The 26,030-nt window shown below is 41.7% G+C and carries 27 protein-coding genes; 19 read left to right on the top strand and 8 right to left on the bottom strand.

The window, feature by feature from the left end:
* Positions 1-47 precede the first annotated feature (47 nt).
* Positions 48-1,379: an alpha/beta hydrolase gene (locus FTT88_RS13525; protein WP_180025879.1), complete on the bottom strand. Its 1,332-nt coding sequence runs from the start codon at positions 1,377-1,379 to the stop codon at positions 48-50.
* Positions 1,380-1,622: 243 nt separating this feature from the next.
* Here FTT88_RS13525 and FTT88_RS13520 point away from each other — a divergent pair, with 243 nt between their 5' ends.
* The 7 genes from FTT88_RS13520 to urtE all read left to right on the top strand — a co-directional run bounded on the left by FTT88_RS13520 (position 1,623) and on the right by urtE (position 10,287).
* Positions 1,623-2,222, top strand: a complete 600-nt coding sequence (locus tag FTT88_RS13520; RefSeq protein WP_180022348.1) for a YqiA/YcfP family alpha/beta fold hydrolase — start codon at positions 1,623-1,625, stop codon at positions 2,220-2,222.
* A gap of 188 nt (positions 2,223-2,410) precedes the next feature.
* Positions 2,411-4,291: a DNA topoisomerase IV subunit B gene (gene parE / locus FTT88_RS13515; RefSeq protein ID WP_180008637.1), complete on the top strand. Its 1,881-nt coding sequence runs from the start codon at positions 2,411-2,413 to the stop codon at positions 4,289-4,291.
* 374 nt (positions 4,292-4,665) lie between these two features.
* Positions 4,666-5,952 carry an urea ABC transporter substrate-binding protein gene (gene urtA, locus FTT88_RS13510; protein WP_180004371.1) on the top strand — a complete coding sequence of 429 codons (1,287 nt, stop codon included), beginning with the start codon at positions 4,666-4,668 and terminating at the stop codon, positions 5,950-5,952.
* Positions 5,953-6,047: 95 nt separating this feature from the next.
* Positions 6,048-7,682: an urea ABC transporter permease subunit UrtB gene (gene urtB / locus FTT88_RS13505; protein ID WP_180066484.1), complete on the top strand. Its 1,635-nt coding sequence runs from the start codon at positions 6,048-6,050 to the stop codon at positions 7,680-7,682.
* A gap of 4 nt (positions 7,683-7,686) precedes the next feature.
* Positions 7,687-8,760 (top strand): urea ABC transporter permease subunit UrtC, encoded by a 1,074-nt coding sequence (gene urtC, locus FTT88_RS13500; protein WP_180174004.1) that lies wholly within the window; start codon positions 7,687-7,689, stop codon positions 8,758-8,760.
* Positions 8,757-9,578 (top strand): urea ABC transporter ATP-binding protein UrtD, encoded by an 822-nt coding sequence (gene urtD / locus FTT88_RS13495; RefSeq protein WP_180174003.1) that lies wholly within the window; start codon positions 8,757-8,759, stop codon positions 9,576-9,578. Before urtC ends, urtD begins: the two co-directional genes overlap by 4 nt.
* Positions 9,579-9,588: 10 nt before the next feature.
* Entirely contained in the window at positions 9,589-10,287 is a 699-nt protein-coding gene (gene urtE / locus FTT88_RS13490) for an urea ABC transporter ATP-binding subunit UrtE (protein ID WP_068532840.1), read from the top strand.
* Between the two features lie 101 nt (positions 10,288-10,388).
* On the opposite strand, the gene FTT88_RS13485 is transcribed toward urtE, so the two are convergent.
* The gene (locus FTT88_RS13485; RefSeq protein ID WP_180066482.1) at positions 10,389-11,090 is read right to left on the bottom strand and encodes a phospholipase D family protein; all 702 of its coding nucleotides are present in this window, start codon (positions 11,088-11,090) and stop codon (positions 10,389-10,391) included.
* 279 nt (positions 11,091-11,369) lie between these two features.
* On the opposite strand from FTT88_RS13485, the gene FTT88_RS13480 reads away from it, so the two are divergent.
* Positions 11,370-11,852 carry a DUF1877 family protein gene (locus FTT88_RS13480; RefSeq protein ID WP_180084449.1) on the top strand — a complete coding sequence of 161 codons (483 nt, stop codon included), beginning with the start codon at positions 11,370-11,372 and terminating at the stop codon, positions 11,850-11,852.
* Positions 11,853-11,869: 17 nt separating this feature from the next.
* Here the strand turns inward: FTT88_RS13480 and FTT88_RS13475 are convergent, their stop codons facing one another.
* Positions 11,870-12,370, bottom strand: coding sequence for a GNAT family N-acetyltransferase (locus FTT88_RS13475; protein WP_180163078.1), 501 nt, complete (start codon positions 12,368-12,370; stop codon positions 11,870-11,872).
* 101 nt (positions 12,371-12,471) lie between these two features.
* The gene (locus tag FTT88_RS13470; RefSeq protein WP_168379688.1) at positions 12,472-13,233 is read right to left on the bottom strand and encodes an outer membrane protein OmpK; all 762 of its coding nucleotides are present in this window, start codon (positions 13,231-13,233) and stop codon (positions 12,472-12,474) included.
* A 495-nt stretch (positions 13,234-13,728) separates the two neighbouring features.
* On the opposite strand from FTT88_RS13470, the gene FTT88_RS13465 reads away from it, so the two are divergent.
* From FTT88_RS13465 to FTT88_RS13445, 5 genes are all read left to right on the top strand, one after another.
* Complete coding sequence (locus tag FTT88_RS13465; protein WP_078190593.1) at positions 13,729-14,094, top strand: HPF/RaiA family ribosome-associated protein; 366 nt, start codon at positions 13,729-13,731, stop codon at positions 14,092-14,094.
* 129 nt (positions 14,095-14,223) lie between these two features.
* The gene (locus FTT88_RS13460) at positions 14,224-14,766 is read left to right on the top strand and encodes an ankyrin repeat domain-containing protein (RefSeq protein ID WP_078190592.1); all 543 of its coding nucleotides are present in this window, start codon (positions 14,224-14,226) and stop codon (positions 14,764-14,766) included.
* Between the two features lie 14 nt (positions 14,767-14,780).
* The gene (locus FTT88_RS13455; protein WP_168379690.1) at positions 14,781-15,551 is read left to right on the top strand and encodes a transporter; all 771 of its coding nucleotides are present in this window, start codon (positions 14,781-14,783) and stop codon (positions 15,549-15,551) included.
* 54 nt (positions 15,552-15,605) lie between these two features.
* Entirely contained in the window at positions 15,606-17,402 is a 1,797-nt protein-coding gene (gene dsbD / locus FTT88_RS13450; protein ID WP_180174002.1) for a protein-disulfide reductase DsbD, read from the top strand.
* Positions 17,403-17,404: 2 nt separating this feature from the next.
* Entirely contained in the window at positions 17,405-18,073 is a 669-nt protein-coding gene (locus FTT88_RS13445; protein ID WP_180174001.1) for a glutathione S-transferase family protein, read from the top strand.
* 34 nt (positions 18,074-18,107) lie between these two features.
* Here the strand turns inward: FTT88_RS13445 and FTT88_RS13440 are convergent, their stop codons facing one another.
* Positions 18,108-19,274 (bottom strand): GGDEF domain-containing protein, encoded by a 1,167-nt coding sequence (locus FTT88_RS13440; RefSeq protein ID WP_257222616.1) that lies wholly within the window; start codon positions 19,272-19,274, stop codon positions 18,108-18,110.
* Positions 19,275-19,557: 283 nt separating this feature from the next.
* On the opposite strand from FTT88_RS13440, the gene FTT88_RS13435 reads away from it, so the two are divergent.
* The gene (locus FTT88_RS13435; RefSeq protein ID WP_078190588.1) at positions 19,558-20,127 is read left to right on the top strand and encodes an FMN-dependent NADH-azoreductase; all 570 of its coding nucleotides are present in this window, start codon (positions 19,558-19,560) and stop codon (positions 20,125-20,127) included.
* Positions 20,128-20,200: 73 nt separating this feature from the next.
* Here FTT88_RS13435 and FTT88_RS13430 read toward each other — a convergent pair whose 3' ends face one another.
* Positions 20,201-21,112 (bottom strand): alpha/beta hydrolase, encoded by a 912-nt coding sequence (locus FTT88_RS13430; RefSeq protein ID WP_180174000.1) that lies wholly within the window; start codon positions 21,110-21,112, stop codon positions 20,201-20,203.
* 155 nt (positions 21,113-21,267) lie between these two features.
* Between FTT88_RS13430 and FTT88_RS13425 the strand changes: the two genes are divergently transcribed.
* A complete protein-coding gene (locus tag FTT88_RS13425) occupies positions 21,268-21,705 on the top strand; it encodes a DUF2147 domain-containing protein (RefSeq protein WP_078193227.1) in 438 nt (145 codons plus the stop codon).
* Between the two features lie 104 nt (positions 21,706-21,809).
* Here FTT88_RS13425 and FTT88_RS13420 read toward each other — a convergent pair whose 3' ends face one another.
* Both FTT88_RS13420 and FTT88_RS13415 read right to left on the bottom strand, forming a co-directional pair.
* Positions 21,810-22,157, bottom strand: a complete 348-nt coding sequence (locus FTT88_RS13420) for a Spx/MgsR family RNA polymerase-binding regulatory protein (RefSeq protein ID WP_180008661.1) — start codon at positions 22,155-22,157, stop codon at positions 21,810-21,812.
* Positions 22,158-22,784: 627 nt separating this feature from the next.
* On the bottom strand, positions 22,785-23,603 hold the full coding sequence (locus FTT88_RS13415; RefSeq protein WP_078193225.1) for an exodeoxyribonuclease III: 819 nt from the start codon (positions 23,601-23,603) through the stop codon (positions 22,785-22,787).
* A gap of 40 nt (positions 23,604-23,643) precedes the next feature.
* Here FTT88_RS13415 and pyrE point away from each other — a divergent pair, with 40 nt between their 5' ends.
* The 4 genes from pyrE to FTT88_RS13395 all read left to right on the top strand — a co-directional run bounded on the left by pyrE (position 23,644) and on the right by FTT88_RS13395 (position 25,776).
* The gene (gene pyrE, locus FTT88_RS13410; RefSeq protein WP_078190583.1) at positions 23,644-24,294 is read left to right on the top strand and encodes an orotate phosphoribosyltransferase; all 651 of its coding nucleotides are present in this window, start codon (positions 23,644-23,646) and stop codon (positions 24,292-24,294) included.
* Between the two features lie 268 nt (positions 24,295-24,562).
* Positions 24,563-25,090 (top strand): plasmid pRiA4b ORF-3 family protein, encoded by a 528-nt coding sequence (locus tag FTT88_RS13405; protein ID WP_000537572.1) that lies wholly within the window; start codon positions 24,563-24,565, stop codon positions 25,088-25,090.
* Between the two features lie 105 nt (positions 25,091-25,195).
* Positions 25,196-25,444: a type II toxin-antitoxin system HicA family toxin gene (locus FTT88_RS13400; protein ID WP_044425274.1), complete on the top strand. Its 249-nt coding sequence runs from the start codon at positions 25,196-25,198 to the stop codon at positions 25,442-25,444.
* The gene (locus tag FTT88_RS13395) at positions 25,441-25,776 is read left to right on the top strand and encodes a type II toxin-antitoxin system HicB family antitoxin (RefSeq protein ID WP_035270373.1); all 336 of its coding nucleotides are present in this window, start codon (positions 25,441-25,443) and stop codon (positions 25,774-25,776) included. Before FTT88_RS13400 ends, FTT88_RS13395 begins: the two co-directional genes overlap by 4 nt.
* Positions 25,777-26,030: the final 254 nt, after the last annotated feature.

Below are 26,030 nucleotides of genomic sequence, written 5' to 3'. Positions count from 1 at the left end.
AGTTGAGGGCTTTTTTTATACGAGTCTGCATGGGAGGGAAAATTGCGTTAGGTTAGGGCAATGCCTTCCATACTTTCCAAGTCCATCATAAATTCATAGATATGATCACAAGCTTTATCGTCATTGTTTGGATAGAACCAATGCACGATTTGCTCGGCCACTTGCGGGTGATGCTGAATTTCAAAATGGTTTAGTCCATAAAAAATCGCTTTATGTGAATCTGGCACTTTCAGTTGATATCGTGCATTTGGATGTTCCCCCAATGCACTTTTCACACTGACCAAGTAATCTCCAATCACATGTCGCGTTTTATTGCGACGATGTTCATATTCGATGGTCCCTGCCACGAGGTATGTATTGATATGTGATGGAATCGGGGCTGGTTTACGGTTGTCGTCCATGAGTCCAATACGGACATCATTATGTTCCCAATCATCATCACGCACGCTGCCATAGCGCAAATCTAAAATGCCGTTACTACGGATATTCACCACGTGGCCCACGATTTTGACCAAGGGGAAACGCCCCAATTGATCTTGCAGATGAAATCCGACACGTTCAAGTACCGCACCATGATGTGGTGAGCCCAAGCAGACTAGATTTTCAACCTGATGAATCCATTGATACATATTTTGTTTGCCATAAAAAATGGCACTACGGGACACTAAGCCCCCCATACTATGACCAATTAAGTCGATACTGGTAATACCGGGGTTGCGACGGACCAAATCTTCTAATGTATTGGCTAGGCTGCGGCCATTGGTCGAAATACGACGACCCGTGTTGTAATTTAAATACAGCATGGTGTTGTGGTCACGTTGTGACAGTAATTTTTCACCAATGCCGCCATATTTGGCTGTCGACCATGACAGATGATTCATGCAGAGCCCATGAATCAACAGGGTAATACGACCGGTTAATTCGCCTTTTTGTACCGCACCATAATGGTCGTAAACCACCATGGGTAAGGCCATCGGGTTGTGATATTTCAGTAAATAGTCGCCCAAGACCCCATTCAGCGCGCCCACTAAAAAATGTAAAGACGGCGTGAGCGGTTTGTCGTGTAAGCGTGGGAATTTTTCAATAATGCTACGCAGCGTTGGTGCGAGTAAATAATTGCCATAATTGAAAAAGGTGTTGTAAGAAAATTCGTAAATCCGTGCAATGGTCGGCTGCTTATGAAAGGCTTTCGAGCCTTGTTCGCTCATTCCAAAAATACTGATTAAAATTTCACGTTGAATGTTTTTGATCAAGTCATGCACGACATCACTAAAACGCATTGTCACGAGCTGTGCCAAACCTTCCAGAACATCAGCTTGACTGGGTGGTGTGCGGTCCCATTTACAATAGGTTTCATGCAATGGTGTTAAGCTAGGCATAATGTTCCTATCCTTACATTCAATGCTATTCCTCGATTGTATTTATTACTGGAATAGCCTGAAGTTTCATTGTTTATTTTATAAAATTCTCACGAACAGCTTTTACAATACCGATAACAGACCTGTCGGTGAATGCCTTTTGTCTGACAATTTTACTAAAAATTCAAATTTAGAAAATGTGACGCAGTTAGCACTTATATGCCACTTTTAAAGCAATTTAAAGATCAATTTGGAATCAAAATGATGAATATTGTGTATTTGCATGGTTTTCAAAGTAACTCAAATTCAGTGAAAGGACAGATACTGCGGCGCCATTGCGCAGACTTAAATGGTGTGCACGTGCATTTGCCAGATTTGAATATGCCACCGCTACAGGTAATGCAGCAGATGTCAGAGCTGATTGAAGGTTTGGATAATGTGGTTTTGGTCGGTAGCAGTTTAGGCGGCTTCTATGCCACACAGTTAATGGCGAAGTACCATGTGCCTGCTGTGTTGATTAATCCCGCGGTACGTCCTTGGCATTTATTTCGTGATTTATTTGGCGAGACGGCATTGCCCTATCAGGTGACTAAAACGTGGTGCTTGGATGATGCACAGCTCAATCAAATGCAGGCTTTGGCGGTATCTAAGGTTGAAAATGCAGATCAACTGTTGGTCTTGCTCCAACAAGGTGATGAAACCTTGGATTATCGTGATGCCACTAGTTTTTATAGTGCGGTTCAAGCCGGCACGGCTATGCTGATCACTGAGGTGGGTGGAACGCATGGCATGGATGATTTTGCAGAAAAAATACCGATGCTCTTGCAGTTTTTGTCCGATGCTGTCAAAAATATGCCTAAATAAAATGATCCAATCCAAATGCTGAAAAGCTAGATCCAACATACAAAAAATGGGCAGTTACGACATCATTTGACGTTTAAATTGTTTAAGAAAATGGCGGCTGATCGCAAGAGATATGCATTTTAATAAAAAAGCATATACTGTAGCGCTTGAAGAAATGTTTTAACCAAAAATGCAGGGAATTTTGCAACGTGACGCAATATACGGCTCAATCACTTGAAGTTTTATCTGGCCTAGATCCGGTACGTCGTCGTCCGGGGATGTATACAGACACTACACGACCAAACCATTTGGCGCAGGAAGTGATAGATAACGCCGTCGATGAAGCGCTTGCAGGACATGCCAATAAAATTACCGTGACAGTGTATAAAGATGGCTCATTGTCAGTTGAAGATAATGGTCGTGGGATGCCAGTTGACATCCATCCTGAGTATGGTCAAAGCGGGATTGAAATCATTCTGACCAAACTACATGCCGGCGGTAAATTCAGCACAGACAATTATCAATTTTCAGGTGGTCTGCATGGTGTGGGGATTTCTGTCGTCAACGCATTGTCCAACCGTGTTGAGGTGGAAGTTCAACGTCATGGCAACCTGTATAAAATGGCCTTTGAACACGGTGAGCCAGTTGCGCCACTGGAAGTTTTAGAAGGTAAATGTGCCAAACGTGCGACTGGAACAACCGTGCATTTTTGGCCTGAAGCGAAATATTTTGACTCTCCTAAATTTGCCTTAAAAGCACTTAAACATAATTTAAAAGCCAAAGCAGTATTGGCAGCCGGTCTACAAATCATTTATGTCGATCAAATCAATAACGAAAAAATTGAATGGCAGTTTGAAAATGGTCTGGTTGACTATTTGATGGATGAACTGCAAGACCGTGACATCGTTCCTGCCCCTGCATTTGTGGCGACCGGTGAGGCAGAGCGTGCCAGCGCTGAGTTTGCGATTTGTTGGAATGTGGAAGGTGGTGAGTCCATTCAAGAGTCGTATGTCAACCTCATCCCGACTGCGCAAGGCGGTACCCATGTCAATGGTTTACGTTCGGGTGTGACAGATGCGATTCGTGAATTCTGTGAATTACGGAATTTATTGCCACGGAATATGAAGCTATCTGCCGAAGATGTCTGGGATGGCGTCAACTTTATTCTGTCTTTGAAATTCCAAGAGCCACAATTCTCAGGTCAGACCAAAGAACGACTTTCAAGCCGTGAAGCCTCTGGTGTGGTGTTAAATATTGCCAAAGATGCTTTTGCACTGTGGCTGAATCAAAACTCCGATATTGCTATGCAACTGGCTGAAATGGTGATTGCTAAGGCTGGTCGCCGTTTAAAAGCTGCGAAAAAAGTTGAACGTAAAAAGATCGTTTCAGGTCCAGCTTTGCCGGGTAAACTGGCTGACTGTGTGGGCCATACCCTCGAAGAATCAGAACTGTTTATTGTGGAAGGGGATTCTGCAGGTGGTTCTGCCAAACAAGCACGTGATAAGAACTTCCAAGCGATCATGCCAATCCGTGGTAAGATTTTAAATACTTGGGAAGTGTCATCAGACGAAGTTTTGGCATCGCAAGAAGTACATGATATTGCGATTGCGATTGGTGTAGATCCGGGCAGTGATGACTTGTCAGAACTACGTTATGGCAAGATTTGTATCTTGGCCGATGCCGACTCAGATGGTTTGCACATTGCAACGTTACTCTGTGCATTGTTCGTCAAACATTTCCATACTTTGGTTGAGGAAGGACATCTGTTTGTGGCGATGCCACCGCTGTTCCGTATAGATGACAATAAAGATGTGCACTATGCCTTGGATGAAGATGAACTAGAAAGCATCTTAAAGAAATGTAAAACCAAAAATCCTCAAATCACACGATTTAAAGGATTGGGCGAGATGAACGCGAGTCAGCTGCGTGAAACGACTATGGATCCCGATACACGTCGTTTAGTGCAACTGGACTTGGATGACGTACAGTTTACTTCAGGTTTGCTCGACAAATTATTGGCGAAGAAGCGCTCTTCAGACCGTAAATATTGGTTGGAACAGAAGGGTAATTTGGCCGATTTAGCGGTTTAAAATTGCAACAAGGAAAAAACCACGCAAGTGGTTTTTTTTTGCTTCAAATTTAGGAAAAGCTGCATGATTTGTGTGCCAAAACACCGTGTTTTTTGAAAAACGTCGCAAAATTGTTCAATTATAGGTCAAATGTTGGATACAAGTTTGTATGCATCTTTGCGGTGATTTTACGATTTTTGAATCGACCCATAAAAAATTAAAAGCAAATTTTATGATTGTAACTATTTGAAAAATAACATTTAAAAATAAATAAAAGCACTCAATCAAAATAAAAAATAAGGCTTGGCACAGTTATTGAATTGCTCTGTTGTGATGAAAGACAACAAATGCATTTTAAAAATGTGAATTACAAGCTTAGGTTGGGAGTGTGAATAATGTTTCAACGCAATGTATTTGCTAAAAGTATTTTAGCGGCAACGATGACTGGGGCGATTGCTTTAACGGGCTGTTCAAAACCTGCAGAAGAAAAAACAGAAAGCGCTACATCAGAACCAAAAGCCGCTGCAGCAAGTGGCGATACTATTAAAGTCGGGATCTTACATTCGCTGTCAGGCACGATGGCGATCTCAGAAACTTCTCTAAAAGATACGGCCTTGATGGCGATTAATGAAATTAATGCCAATGGCGGGGTATTGGGCAAAAAACTAGAACCTGTGGTGGTGGATCCGGCATCGGACTGGCCACTATTTGCGGAAAAAACCCGTCAGTTGATTACCCAAGACAAAGTAGCCGTGATTTTTGGTTGCTGGACGTCGGTATCTCGTAAGTCGGTTTTACCCGTGGTTGAAGAATTAAATGGCTTATTGTTCTACCCTGTTCAGTATGAAGGTCAGGAACAGTCTAAAAATATTTTCTACACAGGTGCAGCACCGAATCAGCAAGCGATTCCTGCTGTTGAATATCTGATGAGTGAAGAGGGTGGTAAGGCAGAACGCTTTGTACTATTGGGCACAGACTATGTTTACCCACGTACCACCAACAAAATCTTACGTGCATTTTTGAAGTCGAAAGGCATTGCCGATGCAGACATCATGGAAGAATATACCCCATTTGGTCATAGCAACTATCAAACCATTGTGGGCAATGTGAAGAAGTTTGCGGCAGGGAAAAAGACTGCTGTGATCTCGACCATTAACGGCGATTCAAATGTGCCGTTCTATCGTGAATTGGGCAACCAAGGCATCAAAGCTGCGGATATTCCAGTGATGGCGTTCTCTGTGGGTGAAGAGGAATTACGCGGTATCGATACCAAGCCGCTGGTCGGACACTTGGCGTCGTGGAACTACTTCATGTCGGTGAAAAATCCAGTGAATACTGAATTCACCAATAAAATGAAGCAGTATGCCGTGGAATACAAACTGCCAAATGCCGATAAATTTGTGACCAATGACCCGATGGAGGCTACCTATGTCGGCATCAATATGTGGAAACAAGCGGTAGAAAAAGCAGGAAGCACAGATGTCGATAAAGTGCGTGAAGCTATGGCCGGCCAAGAATTTAAAGCGCCATCGGGCTATACCTTGCAAATGGATGCGTCGAACCATCATTTGCATAAACCAGTCATGATTGGTCAGATCCGTGCCGATGGTCAGTTTGATGTGGTGCACAAAACCGCAAAAACCATTGCTGCAGAGCCATGGAGCCCGTACATCCCGAAATAATTCAATCCAAATGCCTACTGCCATTGTGTAGTGGGCATGTTTTGATGTGATCCCTAGATGGGGTTGTTCTATTACTCAATAGGGATGCTTATAAGATGAAAAAATTACGCAATTTCCCGATCCTTTTTCTATTCCTGAGCCAATTATTCTGTCTGCAAATCGTGCATGCAGAAACTGCAGCGAATGTCGTGCCTACGGTGCAATCTGTGCAGCAAGGTGACGCCATTCAGCAATTTGTTCGCGGTAGTTTTACCGAGCGCCGCAGTTTACTGAATCAATGGCCGGGCGATATTGAATCCTTAGATCAGTTGGCCGCATTGGTCGAAAAAGACCAGTTATATAGTGGTCAAAGCGGTCAAACCTATATTTTAGAAACTGACGAAAAATTATTGAGCTATCCTGATTTGCAAACCGTGACGGATTGGCCTGCCGATTTATCTCAAGTCACCTTGGTGAATACCCTTCGTAAAGCCTTAACGTTTGCGCAAGCGAAAGAAAAGCTGCAATCGGATGATTTAAACCAACGTTTGGATGCAATTGATATTTTAGAAAATAACTTGGCTGAGTTGGATGTTAAAAATATTAATCAATTGTATTTAAATGAAAAAAATAACAAAGTTAAAGCCCGTTTAGCGCAGCTCAAAGCACGCTTGGATTATCAAAACCCTGATGTTTTACAAAAAATACAGGCGGCCAAAGTGCTGCAAGATTCTAACCGTCCCGATGTGTTGGCGATGGTGGAACAGGAATTACAACAAGCCAACCTGCATCCCGAGTTAAAAGCCGCACTGACAGAAGCCAAGAGCAATATTAAAACTCGTATTCAGGCCAGTGAATGGACTGGACATGTCTTTTCAGGTCTCAGCACGGCCAGTATTTTACTACTGGCGGCGTTGGGCTTAGCCATTACGTATGGTCTGCTAGGCGTGATTAACATGGCGCATGGTGAACTGATCATGATCGGGGCCTATACCACTTATGTGGTGCAAAGCCTGTTTAAGAGTTATCTCAGTAGCTATGTCGATTGGTACTTGATTGCCGCGATTCCTGCTGCATTTATTGTAAGTGCTTTGATCGGCATGTTGATTGAACGTACTGTTATTCGTCCCTTGTATGGCCGTCAATTGGAAACACTATTAGCCACCTTTGGTGTGAGCTTAATTTTAATGCAAGTGGTGCGCATGGTTTTTGGTGCGCAGAACGTTGAGGTGTCGAATATTTCATGGCTGTCAGGGGGCATTGCTGTGACACCGAGTCTGATGCTGCCTTATAACCGTATTGCCATTATTGGCTTTACCGTTGCGGTACTCCTATTACTGGTTTACTTGCTGAATAAAACCCGCTTTGGTTTATTTGTTCGTGCCGTGACGCAAAACCGTCAAATGGCACAGGCCGTAGGTATCCGTTCTAGCCGCATTGACATGATGGCTTTTGGTTTAGGTTCGGGGCTTGCAGGTCTGGCAGGCTGTGCCTTAGCACAAGTCGGCAATGTCGGTCCTGACCTAGGACAAAACTATATTATCGATGCGTTCTTGGTGGTTGTGGTTGGCGGTGTTGGCCAAGTATGGGGCGCAGTATTGGCGGCTTTAGGTCTAGGTGTCAGTGGCACAGTGCTGGAAATCGGCATGGGTGCAGTCTTAGCGAAAATTATTCTACTGGTTCTTGTGATTTTGTTTATTCAAAAACGTCCACAAGGTTTGTTTGCCATCAAAGGCCGTTTTGTGGAGTAAGCGCATGAAAATCACTTCGTTATTATCAGATAAACCCTATAGTGGTATGGCGATTGCCGTGTGCTTTGCCATTTTGCTGATTTTGCCTTGGCTACATGTATTGCCAGCCGATTCAGAACTGCATTTATCAGCGTATTGGGTCACGCTCATTGGCAAGATTATGTGTCTCGCCTTGGTGGCATTGGCCTTAGATTTGGTTTGGGGCTATGCCGGCATTTTAAGCTTGGGGCATGGTTTGTACTTTGCCTTGGGCGGCTATGCCTTTGGCATGTATCTCATGCGTGAAGCGGCAGGCGATGGCTTACCCGACTTTATGCGCTTTTTGAGTTGGACTGAGCTACCGTGGTACTGGATGGGTACTGAACATATCGTGTGGGCATTGGCTTTGGTGGTTTTAGTTCCGGGATTGATTGCCTTCATTTTTGGCTTCTTTGCCTTCCGCTCAAAAATTAAAGGCGTGTATTTTTCAATTATTACCCAAGCCATGACCTTTGCTGCGGCGCTACTGTTTTTCCGCAATGAAACAGGCTTTGGCGGTAACAACGGCTTTACCGGTTTTAAAACCATCTTAGGTATGGATATTACCTCTGCACCAATGCGTGCAACCTTGTGTTTCCTCACGGCACTGACTTTGCTTATCTGTTTTGTCGGTTTACGTCACCTGATGAATAAACCCTATGGTCGCGTACTTGGTGCAATTCGTGACAGTGAAAACCGTTTGCAATATTTAGGTTATCGCACCTTATGGTACAAGCTCTCTGCATGGGTCTTGTCCGCTGTGATCGCAGGGATTGCAGGCGCTCTGTATGTCCCTCAAGTCGGTATTATTAACCCGAGTGAAATGAACCCTGTCAATTCGATTGAAATGGCGGTGTGGGTGGCTGCAGGGGGACGCGGTACGCTGATTGGCCCAATTTTGGGTGCAGGTTTAATCAATGGGGTGAAGACCTATTTTACGGTGGCTTATCCAGAGGCATGGTTATTGATTTTAGGTGCGCTGTTTATTGTGGTAACGATATTCCTGCCAAAAGGTTTGATTGGGCTATTAGAGCGGTTTAAAAAGGAGCGCAGCGAATGAATGATCAATGGGTTCAACCGCATGGCGGTCATGCTGTTGAAGGTTATGGACGACCGAAGGAGCAGGGTGCGGACTTCAGTCACGGGATTGCCCTGTATTTGGAAAAAGTCAGCGTTTGGTTTGATTCTTTCCGTGCATTAAATGATTTGTCGTTATATATCAAAGAAGGTGAGCTGCGCTGCATCATTGGTCCCAATGGTGCAGGCAAAACCACGCTGATGGATGTGATTACAGGGAAAACTCGTCCGACAGAAGGTTCGGCTTTTTTTGGGCAAACCTATGATTTGGCAAAAATGAGTACAGAGCAAATTGCAGAAGCTGGGATCGGTCGTAAGTTTCAAAAGCCTACTGTATTTGAAAATTTTACTGTGATGGAAAACCTGTTATTGGCTGCACCTAAAGATAAACGGGTGAAAAAGAGTTTCTTCAGCAAACTCGATCCAGATGCGCAAAATGCCTTGGACGAATCTTTAGCACAAATCCGCTTAGAAGAATTAATCCATAAACCGGCAGGGCTGTTGTCACATGGTCAAAAGCAGTGGTTAGAAATAGGCATGCTACTGATGCAGCGTCCAAAGTTGATTCTGCTAGATGAACCTGTAGCAGGAATGACCGATGCTGAAACAGAGCGTACCGCAGAGCTATGTTTAGAGTTGAAAAAGAACCATACCCTTATCGTGGTTGAACATGACATGAGCTTTATTGACACCATCAGTGAAAAAGTCACCGTGTTGGCGCAAGGTGCGATTTTGGCAGAGGGTACATTGGCCGAAGTCCAAGCCAATGAAGATGTCATTGAAAAATATCTCGGACGTTAAGGAGCAGACCATGTTAGAAGTCAAAGACGTCAATCAGTTTTATGGTGGCAGTCATATTTTAAGAGATGTGACATTTGCCGCTCCCGTGGGGGCATGTTCAGTGGTGCTCGGGCGAAATGGTGTGGGTAAAACCACCCTCTTAAAATGTTTAATGGGCATTTTACCGATCAAGTCTGGGCAGATCTTACTGGATGGCAAAGACATTTCTAAACTGAGTCCAGAGCAACGTGTACGTGAAGGCTTGGCTTATGTACCGCAAGGACGGGACATTTTTTCAACCTTGACCGTTGAAGAAAATATTTTGATTGGGATGGCAAAATTTAAAGGCGCTAAAACCCGAAAAGTGCCAGAACATCTCTATGAGATTTTCCCCGTATTGGATGAAATGAAACATCGTCGAGGTGGAGATTTATCTGGTGGTCAGCAGCAACAATTGGCGATTGCCCGTGCGCTCGCTTCCGAACCACGGGTATTGATTTTAGATGAACCGACTGAAGGCATTCAGCCCTCGATTATTAAAGACATTGGTCGTGTGATTCGTCAGTTAGCTGATGGCGGAGAAATGGCGATTGTTTTGGTTGAACAGTTTTATGATTTTGCAGAAGAACTGGCAGATGAATATACCGTGATGGCGCGGGGGCAAGTGATTGCACAAGGTGTCGGTAGTGAAATGCCCGAAAAAGGCATTCGGGAACTGGTGGCGATTTAGGTTGTTTAATACCCTCTTTTGCTCCATATTTTGGGGCAAGAGAGGGGGTAGGTATTTTACTCACGGCTGTAATGCTTAAAGGGAGGAAATTTTTATGTGGATTAAAGTTCAATGTTTTCAGGCCAAAGAAAATAGCCACCATATTGATTGGGCTTGAATTCTCCTCCAATGAATTTACCTGAATCTGTAAGCGTATGCTTACCTTCTGCTTTTTCTTCAAGTAACCCTTTACTCACCAATAGTTCTAATAATTCAGGGGTTTTTAATTTGTGCTTTGCGGCGAGTTTTGAACTGGTTAATTTAGATTGTAAAAGTGATTCTTCTTCATTTTTTTCAATAGTAGGTTTTTCTGCTTTCACCTCATCTAAAGTAATGCGTACTTCATCACTGATGCGAATAATACGTTGGGCTTCTTCATAGGCATCTTTAAAGACTTCATCATCTTCGTATTTACGAACTAAAATCCCCATTTCATTGTTATTTACTTGGCTAAATTCATAAAGATTTAAACTTGAAATAATGCATTCACCTTCATTTAAATAGCACTTTGCATGCAAATTTTTACAAAAGCTCACGCGGACATAATCCAGTTTTTGCATCCATTTTATTTCATCTGGATGTAAGTCACTCTTACCGTAGACAATACGAATATCAATTTTCATACGGTCTTTATCTTCAAGAAGCTCCTTAATACGGTCATTTAAACGTAAATAGGGGCTGATTAAAATCAAACGCTCTTTGGCATTTTTGATTAACTCTTCAAGAAAGAAGTTAGTGCCACTGGTATTTAAGAATTTTGCCATTTATCCCCCTGATTAATTTTGATAATTTTAAATTTTAGCGCATAAAATTCATACTTTGAAATAATTCGCTTTTAAACTTTAGACATGCATTTGTTTTTTGATAGCAGGTGGTCTAATTGAATTGGCGGTAAGCATAGTAATAGTGAGTTACTTATGATTTCAGTCGGAATAGATTGGGCTATACATGAATTGAATAAGTCAGCTGATATACAAAAAATTGTATAATTATTGCTCAATAAAAGTTAATCTTAACTAAATACATAACAAGAAGATAAGAATATGGACGCGATATTATATTTGATCCCACCGAATGATTTGGAAACACTGATTTTAGAAGCAGAAACCCCTCAAGATGTCTTGGATTCACCCTTTGTACAACACTCCTTTTTTTTAGGGGAGGCATGGCAAGAGTTGAATCCATTATTAAGCGTGAACAGGGATTCAGCTGCGGCACTGAATTATGCCATTCAGGCAGAACATCCATTGTCAGAGCGACGACCGGGACTGAGCCTTGCAGTGCATTACAATACTGTAGTTCGCGTTGCAGAAATCCATCAGGCATTACAACAGTTAAGCGTGGATGAAATCAAAAAACGTTATTTGGTCACGATTGCTGAAAACGCACCTGAGCAAGAGCTCAAATTGGCCGAATTAAAACTGCTTTTTTTACAGTTACAAGACCTTTATCGTGATGCGGTGCGTCATAACTTATCGGTGCTGAGTGTAATTCAAGATGGTATTCGTTTGGATAAATTACCATAAACACAGCTCAACACGGGTTATAACTGAAGTTGCATCAGGACCAGATCACGCCATTCACCAAACTTTTGTCCCACTTCAGGCATATAACCTGTTTGCTTAAAGCCTAATTTTTTGTGCAGGGCAATCGAGGCGCTATTGCCGTGATCAATGCCTGCAATCATGACATGCATATTTTGGCTTTTGGCATGCTGAATTAGGTGCTCTAATAATTGCTGACCGAGACCTAGTCGAGCATAGTTTGGGTCAATATAGACAGAATGCTCAACAGTATGTCGATAGCCAGCAAAATGACGGAAAGAACCATAGTCAGCATAACCGGCGATTTGCTGTTGATCCTGATCTTCAATCACCACAAAAGGAAAATTTTGCTTTTGGAAATCCAGCAATTTCTGTTGAAAAGAGTCAAGAGTGTAAGCTTGATCATTCCATGTCGCAAAGCCGTTGAGAACTTCATGATTATAGATTGCGAGAATGGCCGCTAAGTCTTGTGGAGTTGCAGGTCGAATGAGAAAAGACATGCGCAAATTTCTGATAAAAATAAAGTCAATTTAAAAACTTAGGCATAAAAAAAGCAAGGTGATGAACCTTGCTTTTTTCTTCATCGCGTTCTGAGTCGAACTTAGAAGTGGTATTTCACCAAAGCGCTGACATCGTTTTGGTCCTGACCTTTCAGGCCATATTTGTTGTTCCAAACCGAGTGTTCAACACCTACGTAGAGCTTAGTCTTAGGAGAGATATGCTTACCTATATTCCATTTATATTGGCTTGTCCAGTTTAATTCACTAGCTTGCGCCCCTTTTTCAGCTGTTGACCAGTCAAGGAAAGCATCTACTAGAAAATCTTCAGAGCCAATTTTAAATGGCACAGCATAAGTGATCGTCATTTGATAATCATCTTTAGTACCGGCTGATTTAGAATCATTATCGGCTTTATAGAAGTTGATGTTTGCATACTGTGTATATGGAATGTCTAAAGCAAAGCCAATACCATACAAGAAGTTATTAAACTCAGAATTTTTGTCGTAGCCGGCATTATGTTCCCAAGTCGTTGCAATCAGAACGTCTTTGATCGGCCCCATAGAAAGGTCTTTACCAGAAACTTCGCCTAAGCTAAGGCGCGGTGCAAGCTCAAGGTAAGTCGATGCTTCATCATCTTTGTCCCAAGCTTGGTCAACGAAGAAGAATACATCTGAATATTTCAGTTTAGCGGCATATTCAGCTGTGATCGTTTTCTGTTCATTGTTGTCACCATCAAAAGGCACAACATAATTTTCACCATATAGGCCAGTTAAGCTGAAATCTTGCCATACGATAGGTGAAGCTTGAGTGAAAGCAGCAGCAGATGCTAATGCACATGATGCAACGATTTGTGTAAGTTTCATTAAAAAATATCTCCCCCGAGAAGCACTGAAAGCATACAGATTATTAAGCAAAAATAAAGCCAAATTTTACTCAACGGCAAAATTGTTTTGTAATTTGAAGGGGAAATACGCTGTGAATGATCGATGACGGTAAAAGCGAGATTTTGAGTTTGAATGGAATTGTGCAAATAGAAGGTGGGCGTCGAGGAAATGCACAAAAATATGACCCAAATCAATTAAAACAATGCAAATCTACAATAAAGTCTTACTTTTTGTATGGATATTAAAAAAATATCAAAATAGCACTTGCAAAATTCTAACTTAAGACCGATATTCGAAGTATAAGGACACGGATCTGCAGACTCTAAAGTGTTCATCATTCAATGTGGAGGACGACGTTCCATACAAAGTTGAAGATGGTCATTGCTGTAACATTTACAGCAAATGTAACGTGCCAAGATAATAAGTTTTGCACAAATTTTTATAGCTAATACAGATAGATATGAGGATGATATTATGAACATTGAAATCCGTACAGATAAAAACATTATAAACAGTGATCGACTAATTACATACGTTCGTGCAGAACTTAATGAAGAATTTCAGCGCCATAGTGAACGCATTACCCACTTTTCGGTGCATTTAAGTGATGAAAATGGGGACAAGGGCGGCAGCGACGACATCAAATGTATGATTGAAGCACGTCCAGCAGGTTTGAAACCTGTCGTGGTCAACCATCGTGGTCATAATGTAGATACAGCTATTCACGGTGCAATTGATCGACTTAAACGTAGTCTTGAACATGTGTTCGAAAAGAAAGAGAACCCACGCAGTACGCAACCTGCTTTTGCTGAAGCGGATGACAGCGTAGACGACGAATAAGTCTCAAAATTTAAAAAAAGCCCTGCGGGGCTTTTTTTGTGTGTTTTGTATTTTGTTTTACATGAAATTCAAACAAACGCAGCTTTATTCGGCATAATAGATCAAAATAAATTGAAGTGAGCTTTCCAGATGTTAACAGCGCAACAACAGCTTTTTGTGCAAGCGTTAGAAGAACAAGATCTTGCACAGGTGCAACGCCTGTTGGCAGATGGTCTTAATCCAAATTTTATCGACTTTGAAAAAGGACCTGCGGTTTCTGTATGGTCTGATGGTTTGTTTAAATGGTGGGAAATGGTTTGCGAAGCGTATGAAGCAGGCCAACCCTTAACAGCAGAACAGAAAACACAACATTTAGACGTACATATGCAAATCTTGGAAGCGCTGATTCAAGCCAAAGCCAATGTGCATTTATGGGATGCTGAAGAAATTTATGGTCCATTATGGGATGCCGCGAGTGCAGCATGTGTCCCTGCGGTACAGCGTTTATTGGATGAAAAAGTGAATCCAAATATGATTGATAGCGATGGTTTAACCATTTTGTCGTCGATTAGTGAATTATTTTTTGACTGTGATTTTGACGCGGTAAATTGGTCGGAAGCATTGGAAGAAGAAAAACAAACCTTGGAGCTTTTGCGTAGCCATGGCGCAAAAATGACCAAAGAATTAGCATAATTGTGAGTAAAAACATGACTGTATTTAAAGTTTTAAGCATTGCAACATTATCCAGTTTGAGCCTGTCTGCATTTGCGGCGGATTTTTCATTTGACCGTCCGGGCGCGGGTATGGGCACAGGCATTACCCCTGTAGGTCGTTTGGCATGGGAACAAAGTTTGCCAGCAGCGAGCTATAGTGAAAGTCGTGATGAAAATGGTGAAAAAGTAAAAAACACCACTTTAAATGCAGACATGTTATTCCGTACTGGTTTGGCAAAAGATTTGGAATTGCAATTGGGTTGGCAAGGTCCTGCATGGTCTAAAACCAAAGTTGCGGGTCGCTCAGTTGAAGATGATGGTTTGGGTGATGTCAGCATTGGCCTGAAAAAAGCTATTGATTTGAATGATGAGAAATTGTCGATGGCTATTCTTGCTGAAGCTATTATTGCGACAGGTAATGAAGGCTTTAGTGCTGAAGATGACATTTATAGTCTGACTTCAGCCGTGGCTTATGATTATAGCGATACAATTGGGACTTCAATGACCATGCGTTATGAGGTTCAAGATGGTGATTGGGCTGTGAGTGCAATTCCGGGAATGGAATATCACATTGCGGGTAATTTATCGGGCTTTTCTGAGCTGGTTTATCGCAAAGCAGAGAGTACCGATCAGGAAGTGTCTTTGGCTTCAGGTCTGACGTATGCCGTTTCGGATCGTATGCAGTTGGATGCGAGCGTCGGTCTAGAACTCACCGGCGGTCATAAAAATTATCAGTCCGGTTTGGGCGTATCTTACCTGTTCTAAAAGAACCCTAAATTTTAAAACGTATAAATACAGACTGAGGATGAATTCAGCTGAATGAAACAATGGACTTATGTTGCGGCAGCGGCTGTGCTGTCGTTCAGTATGGGCGTCTCTGCTCAGGATGCATTACTTTCAGCTGAAGATGCTTTTCCTTTCTCGGTCGTCTCCGATCGTGCAGATCAGGCGGAGCTGAGTTGGGATATTCCAGCGCATTATTATCTGTATCAGCACAAAATAGAGGTGAAGCAGGGCAATCAAGTTTTGGCTTTGGATTTGCCTGCTGCTGAGGATTTAAAAGACGATAACTATGGTCATACGCAGGTGTATTACCAACAGTTGAGTTTTAAAATTCCAACTCAAAAACTGCAGACTTATCAAGTCAGTTGGCAAGGCTGTGCCAAGGATCGGGTGTGTTATCCACCACAGAGCATCAGCTTTGAAACGGATGCTTCTGGTTTGGTCACACAGCAAAATCTAGCCACTCCAAGCAAACGTTTACTCGACTTTGCAGCAGAAAATAATGCTGAACAGCCTACGGCGAATCGTTTAGATCAGCAGCGGGCAGAGAATGCTGCATTGGCTTCTGAACGCTATACCGCAAGCGACCAAATGTGGTCTGAAAAATTAGCGCAAAGCTCTATATTTTATGGACTTTTGCTGTTTTTTGGCTTGGGTTTTTTGTTGGCCTTTACCCCTTGTTCATTGCCAATGCTGCCGATTTTAACCTCACTGATTGTCCGCGACAGCCGAGGTTTAAAAGCATGGATGATTGCACTGACTTTTGTCACCAGTATGGCGATGGTGTATGCCATTCTCGGCTTGGTGGCGTCGTCTGCAGGTTTGAATTTCCAGCGTTGGTTGCAACAACCCTCGACCTTAATTGCCTTTAGCGTACTCTTTGTGGTTTTTGCCCTGAATTTATTTGGTTTATTTGAACTGAAATTGCCACGCAGTTGGGTCAATCGCTTAGACCAAGCTCAGTCGATGCAAAAGGGCGGTAGTCTCGTTGGCGCTGGGGTCATGGGGATGATTTCAGCATTACTGGTCGGTCCTTGTATGACAGCACCGTTGGCAGGCGCATTATTATTTATTTCCCAAACCCAAAGTCAGTGGCAAGGTGCGTTATTGTTATTCACCCTCGGCTTTGGCATGGGGACCCCGCTATTGTTGGCCAGTGTCCTTGGCTCACGGGTATTGCCTAAAGCGGGTTTGTGGATGAATCAAATCAAGGTGCTCTTTGCTTTCATCATGTTGGCATTGGCTTTGTATTTTATTCGACCATTGATCAGTGAAGCTTGGTTACAGTGGTTATCCCTTGCTCTGGGTCTGGTGTTTAGCGCTTATGTGCTTTGGCGCATTTTATGGCGCAGTACTCAGCTCAAATGGCTGTATATCTTGGTGTTCTGTGCCGCCGTACCTTATATTGTGTACAGTCAATATCAACATAGCCAACGTTTTTTAGTCGAAGAAAATCAACAACAAAGTGCTTGGCATGTGGCACATACAGCGGAAGAGTTTCAACGTTTATTAAGTGAAATTCCTCAAGGTCAATCCGCAATTATTGATGTCTATGCCGATTGGTGTGTGGCCTGCCAGCCGATTGAACATAAAGTTTTAAAATCGACAGTAGTGCAACAGGCTTTGGCACCGTATTACTTAATTAAGTTGGATTTGAGTCAGTATGATGCAACCCATCAAGTACTGCTCAATCAATGGGATATTTTAGGGCCACCGACCTATTTATTTTTAGATACAGCGCATCAAGAGATACGTGGACTGCGCTTGACGGGCGCATTTAGCGAGAAAGAATTGTTAGCGCAATTGGAAAAATTTAAATCGCGTGGAGAATAAAAATGATGCAATTATATATTGCCAATAAAAACTATTCGACGTGGTCTATGCGACCGTGGTTGGTGTTACACGCGTTTAATTTACCCTTTCAAGAGATCTTGATTCCTTTTTCTGAAGAAGCAGATGGCGCAGCGTTCAAGCAGCAAATGTTAGCCCTACATGCCAATGGCAAGGTGCCCCTACTGCAACATGACGGTGTGATGATTTGGGACTCATTGGCGATTTGTGAATATTTGGCAGAGCAGTTTCAAGAGCTTACACTGTGGCCCAAAGATCCCACACAACGTGCATGGGCACGGAGTATTTGCGCGGAAATGCACAGTAGTTTTATGCAATTGCGTAGCTTATGCAGTATGAATCTGCAGGCGGATTATGGTCGGCATGGTCAGAGATTATGGTCTGAACATGCTGAATTACGTGCTGAAGTAGCGCGAATCGAGCAGATTTGGTCGAGTCGTGCTGCGGTGGATGGCTTTTTATTCGGTGAATTTAGTATTGCCGATGCGTTTTTTGCACCCGTGGTAACACGTTTACAGACCTTTCAGTTACCTGTGAGTGACAACACACAGCGTTATATGCAAAAGATTTTGCAGCATCCTTCTGTGGTGGCATGGATCACGGCTGCTCAACTGGAACAGCCAGTCCGTCGTATGGAACAGTATCCACGTTAAAAGCTCAACGCCACGTCTGATCTGTATAAAAGTTTTAAACCAAATGGCTAAAGCTTTGTTGTTCGGTGTAGGCCATCACCATGTTGCGGCCGCCAGCTTTAGCTGCGTATAGCGCTTGATCTGCATGGGTCAGCAATTGTTGCGGTACCAATTCTGGCGTAGAAATCGCAATACCAAAACTGGCTGTCACATGAATTGACTGACCATCATGTCCCCAAATTTCAAGCTGCTCAATGGCTTTTCGACAGCGCTCTGCAATGAATATCGCTTGTTCTAAGTTAGAATTTTTTAGCACCAAAATAAACTCTTCCCCGCCAAAACGCCCAACCACATCACTACCGCGTAAATGTTGGTTTAATACTTGGCTGACAAGAATCAAGGTTTCATCGCCTTTATCGTGTCCATATTCATCATTGATGCGTTTGAAATGGTCTAAGTCCAATAAGACCAGTGCATATGTATCTGTTTTAGCACTATCGAGCTGTTCCAAACACTGATTGATACTGCGTCGATTAAATAAATTGGTCAGTGGGTCGACTTGACTAAGTTTTTGAATCAGATGCTCTCGGTGACGCCATTGGCTGAGTAAGATTTCAAATAAAGCCAAACAGGTTAATAAAATAGGAACAATGAAAAAGATCATTGAGAAGAGCCAAAAACTATTTTGATAGCCATAGGCATGAGGTTGAAAAATCGGGGCATAGGGGATAATGCCGCGGATGCTTAAATACATACAAATGGATAAAAAAATCGTGGCTGGAATCAGCATGCTATAGACGATTTTTCGTGTAAATAGTACCAATCCAACGGTCACAAGGCTCACGTAGGAGATCATAGTGGCTGGACTCATGACGCCAATTAAATAACCATCACGACATAAAGAAATGACGAATAAGCCGACCGAAAGATAAGGTAAAATTAGCTGAATCTTGGGATTATCTTTTCCAGCATAGCAAGGCCAAATCAGCAGGACCATTAAGCAAAAAAAGACGATGTTGGTCCACAATTGAGAGTGGATGAGCTCAAGGTTAACCCACTGCCAAAGTTCTGGCGTGACATAAACATAAAATTTCCAAATGATCCAAAGCAGATGAATGGCTGAGCCAAGCATCAGCATGAGCATACACTTTTTCAGGATACTCCAATTCATCACCACTTCATCTTCCAGTAAATACTGGGCGATTCTATTGCGGAGGATCATGTCACGTATGCTTGATTTCACCGTCATCCTGTGTCATTGCCCTGTTCGAGTTATCAGTTTTTTTTTCTTAAAGTTTATATAGATATCATTTTATAGGCTTACATTAGCATGAAAATTTACACTTGATAACGGTCAAGAACCGCTCAGTAATTTTAAATTTTTTACGAGTTCAAAATGATTGTTCTAAAAATAAAACATAGTGTCATAAGGATCGGGATTATTCTATTTATGAAAAGTGATTACACTAGGCTCAAGTTAATAACAACAGCTTTAGGTTTTAGTCATGAAAATTCTGCATATTGATTCAAGCATCATGGGCGACGCTTCAGTTTCACGTCAACTCAGCGCTGAAATTGTACAACAGCTACAGCAAAAACATGGTGATGCGGCACAGGTTCAACATCTCGATTTAGCTGTACAGCAGATTCCACATCTCAGCAGTGAAATTTTGATGGGTCAAAATGCAGAACAATCGGCTTTAGGCGAGCAGTTGTTGCAACAGTATTTAGATGCCGATGTGGTTGTGGTTGGTGCTGCTATGTATAACTTCGGTTTGCCATCAACTTTGAAAGCATGGATTGACCGTATCAGTGTTGCAGGTCGTACCTTTAAATATACAGAACAAGGTCCAGTGGGCTTGGCAGGTGACAAAAAAGTCTATATTGCCAGCAGTCGTGGCGGTGTGTATGGCGATAACAGCCCTGTAGATTATCAAGAAGGTTTATTAAAAGCCGTATTTAATTTCACAGGTGTCAGCGATATTGATGTGATTCGTGCCGAAGGTGTCAATATGGGACCTGACATGAAAGCACAAGCAATGGCGACAGCTCAGGCTCAAATTCAAGCCATTTAACAGATTGACATTTCCCTCTTAGGTCAGCATCTGCTGACCTTTTTTTATGGTGGCTTTGATCAGTTTTCAGGGATTAGTCCTGATCCAGTCGGTGTGCAAAATCAGCTAAATCACTCAGCGCACGCTGTCCTTCTTCAAACCATGGGCTAAACATTTGGAAGTTATGCCACATGCCAGTGTACAGCTTAAATTCGACATCTAGGCCGGCATTTTCTGCTTTGACTTTAAAGCGCTGCGCATCATCCAATAAAATTTCTTTAGAACCCACTTGAATATGAATCGGAGGCAGTCCTTTGAGTTCGGCAAAAAAAGGCGAGACCAATGGATCAGCTCGATCGACCGAGCGGGGTACATAATAATCAATGCCTGTTTCGAGGGCTTCTATGCTTAACAGCGCATCATGCTTACGGTTATAACGCAAAGACTCACTGCTCAGCGTCAGGTCTAAAAACGGTGACATCAACACCAAACCACTGACTTGTGGAAGTTGGTCCTGTTGAATTTTAAGGGTTAAGGCAAGCGCCAAGTTTGCACCACAAGAGTCGCCTGACAAAATAATATCTTTGGCTTGAACCCCTTGATCTAATAACACCGCATACACATCAAAAAGGGCATCGAGTGCTTCAGGGAACTGTGCTTCAGGGGATAAAGGATAATCCAAATGTAACACTTGCATTTGCGTGCGTGCCGCAACTTGAGTCAGAAACGCCCGATGCGTGTTCATCGAACCCAAGAAAAATGCGCCCCCATGAATATGAAAAATGAGTTGGGTCGATGCCTGTTGAGGTTTGATTTCTTCGGCTTTTAAGCCGGCTAAGCGAATAGGACGAATTTGTACATCGGGGTTTTGGGGAAATGCACGACACATTTGTTCCAAAGCAAACCTTAAAGTATTGGGCGGTAAATTGAATTGGCTCGGCCCACGAATTGTGGTTTTTAAAATGCTTTCTGTAATCAGTTGTTTCGTCAGTGGCGATATCTTCATTGTCTTTCCATCTTTTTCTATTTTTGGAATCGTGTGAGCATATTTACCAACACAAATTACAAGGTTACACTAAACGGTCACATACAAAAATTGATAAATTGTTGTGACTTTTGGATACTAATGTCGTCTATATCAGACCAGGGAAATAAACAAAAATGAAAAAAATTGCACTAGCATTAGGATTGATGAGTTTAGCCGCATTTGCAAATGCTGCAGATCCGCTAAATGGTACAACTTGGAAAACCATTGATGATAAAACCAAGCAGCCAAAAGCGATTGTAAAATTCACTGAGCAAAAAAATGGTACGCTTTCTGCGAGCATTCAGTCAGTTTTGACACCAGGTGAAGAGAACGCTTGTAAAAAATGTGAAGGCCCATATCACAACAAATCATTAAAAGGCTTACGTATTGTGACAGGTCTTAAAAATGTAGGTGGTACAAGCTATGAAGACGGTTCAATTTTGGATCCTCAATCAGGTAAAACTTACAAGTTAAAAGGTCAATTGGCTGATGGTGGCAAAAAACTAGAGCTTCGCGGCTTTATTGGCGTTGCTGCTTTAGGTCGTAATCAAACATGGATTCGTGCCAACTAATTTGACATGATTCAAACAAAAAAAGCCTGACAATGTCAGGCTTTTTTATAGCCTATTTTCAGCCACAATTGAACTAGAGCCGTGCATGAGTGTGATAAAAAAATTTATTTCAATGCACGGTAAGCGCTTTCATCAAAGCCAACCAATAAATCGCTACCTGTATCGAGTACAGGACGTTTAATCATGCTGCTATGCGCTGTTAAACACTGAATCAAATTTTCTTCACTGGCTAAGGCTGTCTGTTGCTCTTCTTCACTGAGTTTTTTCCATGTGGTGCCTTTTTTGTTGAGAATCACATCAGCGCCTTTGGCATCGAGCCATTTTTTTACGGTTTTAGCATCAATCGCTTCTTTTTTATAGTCATGAAATTCGTAACTTAGGCCTAATTCGTTGAGCAAGTCGAAAGCTTTTTTCATGGTATTACAGTTTTTGATGCCATAAATTTTAAGCATGAACAGATGTCCTCAATTATTCAAACAATAAGATAAAAATACAATTCAGCATTATCCTACAGGCTAATTCATCAATGCTCAAAGCTCGATCTGGATGTGGATTGAGAAATAAATGTTTTGCTGTAAAAGTCGCATGTAATAAATATTGGGTATTGTCATCAAAACGACATTTTGGTGTTTTAAAATAGCCTACAGAACAAAACGAATCAGAAAAGAAAGCGCTGCGATAACAAGAAAATTCAGCTTAAGGTTGCACAGTCAAAAGTAGAAAGAAAGCGAGAATAAGAAAATGCTGTGCAGATCGAATTTTTAGCTGTTTTATTTGGGGGATGTTTGAGTCTATAGATGTGGGGACTAGATAAGAGAAAACCCGCATTTAATCATCCTGATCATGCGGGTCTCAATCCAACGTCCATTGTCACATCCTTGAAAACAAGCTAAATCATTTAGTTTGTTTTTATACTTCCTTCGGCGTCCAATCCTTTTATGTCATCCTGACATGTCCCTTTGCCGTGCGACCATAATGCTATGTTCAAGTTATGAGATAAATCCACAAATTCGTCATGTAATGTGAGAAATAAGCTCTAATTGAGTAAACAATCGTTCACTCAATTAATTGTTGGAAGCTTAAATTTTATAATCAATAATGACAGGGGCGTGGTCGCTAAACCATTCATCTTTAAATATCCAAGCATTGACTGTACGTTCTTTCCAGTCTGGTGAACATGCATGGTAGTCGATACGCCAACCCACATTTTTGGCACGCGCTTGTCCTCGGTTAGACCACCAAGAGTAAAGCTCGGCTTCTTTACGTACCTCACGGAAGGTGTCGACATAGCCAAGCTCATCATAAATATGATCGAGCCATGCACGTTCATGTGGTAAGCAGCCTGAAGCCTTTTGGTTCCCAGACCAATTTTTAATATCAATACGTTTATGCACGATGTTGTAGTCACCGCAAACAATCACTGACTTATTTTCAGCACGCCATTGCTTCAAAATTTGTTGATATTCGCCTAAAAATAGGTCTTTGCGCGCCTGAGCTTCTTCACCCGATGAACCAGAAGGCAGGTAGAGCGAGCAAATATGTGCAGTTTGTCCAAGTCCTAAATCGAACTCAGCAGAAATAAAGCGGCCTTGAGTGTCTGCCAATTCAAAACCTAAACCATCTGTCACTGAAACAAAAGGTAGGCGGCTATAAATCGCAGTACCGGCATAGCCTGGGCGTTCTGCAGGGAAAAGGTGTGTAAACCAACCTTCGGGTTTAAATTTATCGGTCCATTGTTCATGGGTAATGCGGCTTTCTTGCATGCAGATGACATCGGCATCTGAAGTTGCCATCCAGTCAAAAATACCTTTTTTTTCAGCGGAACGCAGACCATTCACATTAATTGAAACGACACGTAAAATTTTTTGATCACTTGGATAGCTACTCTTTGGTATCATGCTCAGGTTTAACCTCAAACTTAAAAAAATGGAGCACCTCATGACAGCGCAAGCGGCATTTAATCCACAAGCTTTTATCGAACTCGCATTATCACGTGGTGTGCTTAAATTTGGTGAGTTTACTTTAAAATCGGGTCGTGTGAGTCCTTATTTTTTTAATGCGGGTCTTTTGAATGACGGTGAAGCATTGTCGTTATTGGCTTCTGGCTATGCAGCTAAATTAACAGAATGCGATAATGTGGAAGTGGTCTTTGGCCCAGCTTATAAAGGTATTCCATTTGTAGCAGCAACGGCTGTCGCACTGTCACAAAACCATGGTGTGAGTGTACCTTGGGGCTTTAACCGTAAAGAAGCGAAAGACCATGGTGAAGGCGGTGTGCTTGTGGGTGCATCAGTAGAAGGCAAAAAAGTCTGGATCATTGATGATGTGATCACTGCAGGTACTGCGATTCGTGAAGTAGTGACTATTCTGAAAAATGCCGGTGCACAAATTGCGGGCGTATTGGTGGCGCTAGACCGTCAAGAAAAAGGTCAGGGCGATTTGTCTGCGATTCAAGAAGTACAAAAAGAACTCGAAATCCCAGTTCATGCCTTAATTACCATGAAAGATTTGATGACTTTCTTAGAGGCTAAAGGTGAAACTGAAGCTTTAGCGAAAATGGAAGCGTACCGTGTTAAATACGGCATTTAATTTTTCGGGATTTCAAAAGGCAGCTGAAGCTGCCTTTTTTACGTCTTTAAATGATGATTGTTGCATCTAACTAACAAAAAACGTGAAATATTGCTTAAAAAGTAGGCGTTAAACGTGAAGAATCAATAAAAAGCCGTCTCAGTGCGCTATTTACTGAAACGGCTTTAGTTAAACTATTGATGCTTATAGAAAATTTAAAGAATTTCGTATAACGTGTATTATGTTAATTTTAGATTTACTAAAACTATTTTTTGAGAACTAGGCTGTTATGGGAACTGTAAAGCTCAAATCTTCTGATGAAGTTTTTCAATTAAAAATTAGTCTGCTAGGTAGTGATCCTGAAATCTGGAGAACTATTCAAATTTCATCGGCAGCTACTTTATCTAGGCTCCATAAGGCAATTCAATCCGCTTTTGATTGGGAAGATAGCCATTTACATGAATTCACGACTATTAAGCATGAAAAGATCAATAAAAGACAAAAATTGAAAGAAGTTCTACGTGTAGGTAAAAAAATTATATATACATATGATTTTGGCGATTGTTGGGAACATTTGATTACTGTAGAAAGCAGACAATCTCCTGATTTAAATAAAAAATATCCATGTTGTATAGATGGTCAAAATCATGCTCCATTTGAAGATATTGGAGGAATTTTTGGATATCTTGATATTTTAGATGCATTACAAGACCCCAAACATCCAAGATATGACGATTACATGCAAATTATCGAAGATGAAATAGGAGAGATAGAGTTTGATCCGACCTACTTTAATTCACATGATATTAAGTTTTAAACCTGATTTAACATAAGGGCTGTTATACGAAATTGCAACTAAATATAGTTGCAATTATTATTTAAAAGTAACTATACTTAGTTGCAATAGCAGTAGGGCTGAAGTATGGGTAAAACGGAAAAGTTACTGGAAAAATTTGGAAATTCAAAAAATACATTTCCGTATAAAGATTTAGTCGTTTTACTGAATCAGCTCGGCTATGAAAAATTTGAAATGGCAGGCTCTCGTGTCCGTTTTTTTAATACGAAAACTGAACACATGATTTTACTGCACAGGCCACACCCTGAAAATGAAATCAAAGGTGGGGCTTTGAAATCTGTAAAACAGGCACTCAAGCAGGAGGGATTTTTATGAGCTATTTAAAATACAAAGGTTATCTAGGTACAATTGAACCTGATCTTGAAACAGGTGAGTTATTTGGAAAGCTTGCATTTATCCGTGATCTCATCACTTATGAAGCAGAAACATTAAAAACTCTTGAACAAGCTTTTCAGGAATCTGTCGATGGATATTTAGAGTCTTGTGCTGAATTAGGTAAAAAACCCGATCAGCCATTCAAAGGTACATTTAATGTCCGTATTAGTCCTGAGTTACACCGTAAAGCTGTTTTAGCATCAAGTGATAATTCTCTTAATGCTTTTGTAAGCGATGCGATTCAAGAGAAATTAATGCGTTTAGGTGCTTAATTTATTGAAGCCTAGATTGACATCTAAAAATTGAAAAAAATTAGTAAAAAAGGGAGCTTACAGCTCACTGCTGTCCCATAGTTTGCTTTAAATAAAAAAACCTGAGTCCTAACAGTTAAAATATGAGTGCAAACAAACACTTTAACGACCAGGATTCAGGTTTTGTCACATCAGAATACCGTATTTCATGAGCTAATTAAACCTGTTGTGCGACAGGATTTTGAACAACTTGCTAAAGTGCACCATGTTGGACA

This window comes from Acinetobacter sp. YH01024 (assembly GCF_013420195.1).
GTDB classification, from domain to species: domain Bacteria; phylum Pseudomonadota; class Gammaproteobacteria; order Pseudomonadales; family Moraxellaceae; genus Acinetobacter; species Acinetobacter amyesii.
This window is presented reverse-complemented; position numbering and strand designations above follow the sequence as displayed.